Annotated in this window: 3 protein-coding genes; all 3 read right to left on the bottom strand. The window is 75.1% G+C overall.

From position 1 onward, the window contains the following. Nucleotides 1–153 precede the first annotated feature (153 nt). Nucleotides 154–1,044: a C40 family peptidase gene (locus tag ACZ4W5_RS37845; protein ID WP_465659784.1), complete on the bottom strand. Its 891-nt coding sequence runs from the start codon at nucleotides 1,042–1,044 to the stop codon at nucleotides 154–156. A gap of 333 nt (nucleotides 1,045–1,377) precedes the next feature. Continuing rightward, entirely contained in the window at nucleotides 1,378–2,799 is a 1,422-nt protein-coding gene (locus ACZ4W5_RS37840) for an acyl-CoA synthetase (protein WP_465659782.1), read from the bottom strand. Between the two features lie 172 nt (nucleotides 2,800–2,971). Continuing rightward, on the bottom strand, nucleotides 2,972–3,763 hold a 792-nt coding region (locus ACZ4W5_RS37835; protein WP_465659780.1), incomplete at its 5' end, for an electron transfer flavoprotein subunit alpha/FixB family protein.

Genomic DNA, 3,763 nt, shown 5'->3' with positions numbered 1-3,763 from the left:
GGCCCAGGCAGGCGTCACCACGACGACCACCGAGCCGCTGCCCGGGGCCACACCCCCGGCGAGCGGCGGCAGCGGTTCCGGTGGGGGCCGGGGGGGGGGGGGGGGGGGGGGGGCCCCCCCCCCCCCCCCCCCCCCCCCCCCCCACCCCGTGGGCTACGGCCGCCCCATGTACGCGGGGTAGTACCCGCTGCTGATCGTGGAGATCCGGATCAGCGTCCCGGGCCGCGCGGCCTCCACGTACCGGTTGTCGCCCAGGTAGATCGCCACGTGCTGGATGCCCCGCGCGGTGCCGTCCGGCGACCAGAACAGCAGGTCACCGCGGCGCAGCTGGCTCGCCTTGATCGGCGTGGTGGCCGCGTACTGGTCGTTGGCCACCCGCGGCAGGTCGATGCCGCCGCGCCGGAAGGACTGCTGCACCAGGCCCGAGCAGTCGTACCCGTCCGGCCCGTTGCCGGCGGTCCGGAACGGCTTGCCCAGCTGGGCGAGCGCGTACTCCACCGCGGTCTCGACGTCGGCGTCCGCCGCCACCTCGTGGGAGGAGCCGGAGGAACCGGAGGAGGACGCGGAGCCGCCGGTCCGCTGCAGGTAGATGTCGTAGTGGGTGGTCCAGCGCCACTCCCCCTTGCTGTTCCTGAACCAGTACCGCGAGCCGTCCCAGCCCTGCTTGATCCCGCTGTTCGAGGACTTGGCGGACTTCGAGGAGGACGAGGACTTCGCCGGGGACTTGGCGCCGCCGGTCCGCGCCACGTACACGCTGTAGTGGGTGGTCCAGCGCCACTGCCCCTGGCTGTTCTTGAACCAGTACCGCGAGCCGTCCCACCCGGCGTGCGCCGGGGCCTTCTCGGCCGCGGCGGGCGTCACCCCGGTGCCGAGCCCGATGGTCCCCACGCCGACCGCGATCGCGGCCGCCATGCCTATCCCCCGACGGATCCGCGCGGCCCGCGAGGGACGGGCGGTGGTGGCGGGGCGGGCGGCGGGGGCGGGGGCGTGCTGCCCGGTCGGTTCGTCGGCGGCATCCGGTGCGCCGGTGTTGACGGTGGTCATCCCTGCTGACTTCCTTCACTGCTGCGAACGCACTGCGGCGTACGGCCGCCGGAAGGGCGGCTGCGGAAACTGCTGCGGACACGCGGTACGCCCCGGCTTCGCCGGTCCGTACCTTCGGCAGTCCCCGGTCCGACCTGCCGCGGCCCCCGGCCGTGCGACCGGGGGCCGCGGCATGTCTCCCGTGGATTCAGTTCTGCCTGCTCGTCACGTTAGGCACGCGTCCGCTCACCGCGCGCAGTGGAGTGCGCCAAAGGAAGGTTTCCGGGCTCCGGTCGCCGACGGCGCATCAGGGTGAACACCCGTCACCGCCGGGCGTGTCCCGACGCCCCCTCATCAGTGCCCGCGGTGCTCCGTCAGGAGCTGCTTCTTCAACACCTTTCCCAGCGCGTTCCTGGGCAGTTCGGGTACCAGCACGACCCGCCGCGGGCGCTTGTGCACCGAGAGCCGCTCCGCCACGAAGGCCGTCAGCTGTTCCCCCGTCACGGCGCCGTCCGGCACGACGTACGCGACGATCGCCTGTCCGAGGTCCTCGTCCGGCGCGCCGACCACGGCCGCGTCGGCGACCGCCGGGTGGTCGCGCAGCGCGGCCTCGACCTCGCCCGCGCCGATCCGGTAGCCGCCGCTCTTGATCAGGTCCACCGAGGCCCGGCCGACGATCCGGTGGAAGCCGTCGGCCCCGATCACCGCGACGTCCCCGGTGCGGAACCAGCCGTCCGCCGTCCAGGCCTCGGCGTCGGCGTCCGGCCGGTTGAGGTAACCGCTGAACAGCGTGGGGCCGCTGACCTGCAGTTCGCCGACGCTCTCGCCGTCGTACGGCACCGGCTCGCCGTCCTCGCCGACCAGCCGGGTGCGCACTCCGTCCACCGGCAGCCCGACGCTGCCGGGGCGCCGCTCGCCGTCCGCCCGGGTGCTGACGGTGATCAGCGACTCGGTCATCCCGTAGCGCTCGATCGGGGCGTGCCCGGTGAGCGCCGCCAGCTTCTCGAAGACCGGTACGGGCAGCGGCGCGCTGCCGGAGACCAGCAGCCGGGCCGGGGCCAGCCGCCCGGCCGCCGCCGGGTCCGCCGCCAGCCGGGACCACACGGTGGGCACGCCGAAGTACAGGCTGCCGCCCGCCTGCGCGTAGCCCGCGGGGGTGGGCCGTCCGGTGTGCACCAGCCGGCTGCCGGTGCGCAGGGCGCCGAGCACGCCGAGCAGCAGCCCGTGCACGTGGAACAGCGGCAGCCCGTGCACCAGGGTGTCCTCGGCGGTCCACTGCCAGGCGGCGGCGAGGGCCTCCAGGTCGGCGGCGATCGCCGCCCGCCGGATCACCGCGCCCTTGGGCGCGCCGGTGGTGCCCGAGGTGTAGAGCACGAACCCGGTCGCGTCGGCGGCCGGTTCGGCGTAGCTGGTCGCCGAACGCTCGGCGGGGTCCACGGGCAGGGCCGCCACCGGCCCGGCGTCGGGCGCGTCCTCCCCGGCGGCGTGCGCCAGCAGCGCGGCGCCCGAGTCCCGCAGGATGTGCTCGCGCTCCTTGGGGCCCGAGTCGGGCGGCAGCGGCACCACCGGGACGCCCGCCAGCAGCCCGCCGACCACGGCGGTGACCGTCTCCAGGGTGGGCCGGGCGAGCACCGCCAGCGCGGGTGCCCCGGCGACCCGGTCGGCCACCGCGGTCGCCGCGCCCAGGAGTTCCTCCCGGGAGAGCGTCCGGCCGTCGATCCGCAGCGCGTCCGCCGCGTCGCCGTGGTCGCCATGAAGTGCCGTCAGCAGTGCCATGCTTCGGTCCTCGTCCTCGCCCTGTTCGCACCGGGGGCTCCCGCGCCCGGGCGCCGTCGGGCCGACTCTACGGGCCGGCGCGGCGCTCCCCGCGGCCCGGGGCACGACGGCGGAGGGCGTGGCACCGAGCACCCGGTACCACGCCCTCCGGTCCTCTGGACCGTCCCGCGGATCAGCCCTTGCGGGTCTTCACCTCGGTGGTCAGCTGCGGCAGCACCTGGAACAGGTCGCCGACCACGCCGTAGTCGACCAGCTCGAAGATCGGGGCCTCGGGGTCCTTGTTGACGGCCACGATGGTCTTCGAGGTCTGCATGCCGGCCCGGTGCTGGATGGCACCGGAGATGCCCGCCGCGATGTAGAGCTGCGGCGAGACCTGCTTGCCGGTCTGGCCGACCTGGTTGCTGTGCGGGTACCAGCCGGCGTCCACGGCGGCGCGCGAGGCACCGACGGCCGCGCCGAGCGCGTCCGCGAGCTCCTCGACCACGCCGAAGCCCTCGGCGGCACCGACGCCACGGCCGCCGGAGACCACGATGGCGGCCTCGGTCAGCTCGGGGCGGCCGGTGGAGACGCGCGGGGTGCGCGAGGTGACCTTGGCGGCGTTGCCGGTGAACTCCACCGACACGTTCTCCACCGCACCGGCGGCCGGGGCGGCCTCCGGGGCGACGGCGTTCGGCTTCACGGTGATGACCGGGGCGCCCTTGGTGACCGTGGACTTCACCTGGAAGGAGGCGGCGAACACCGACTGGGTGGCGACCGGAGCGCCGTCGCCGGCCTCCAGGTCGATCGCGTCGGTGATGATGCCGGAGCCGATCCGCAGCGCCACCCGGGCGGCGACCTCCTTGCCCTCACCGGAGGAGGTGACCAGCACCGCGGCCACGTCGTTGGCCTTGGCGATCTGGGCCAGGGCGTCCACCTTGGGGACGACCAGCTGGTCGGCGAACTCGGCGCCGTCGGCGACGTACAC

It is taken from the genome of Kitasatospora sp. NPDC029367 (assembly GCF_055569135.1).
The sequence above is the reverse complement of the archived record's forward strand: the minus strand, read 5'-3'. Positions and strand labels throughout refer to the sequence as shown.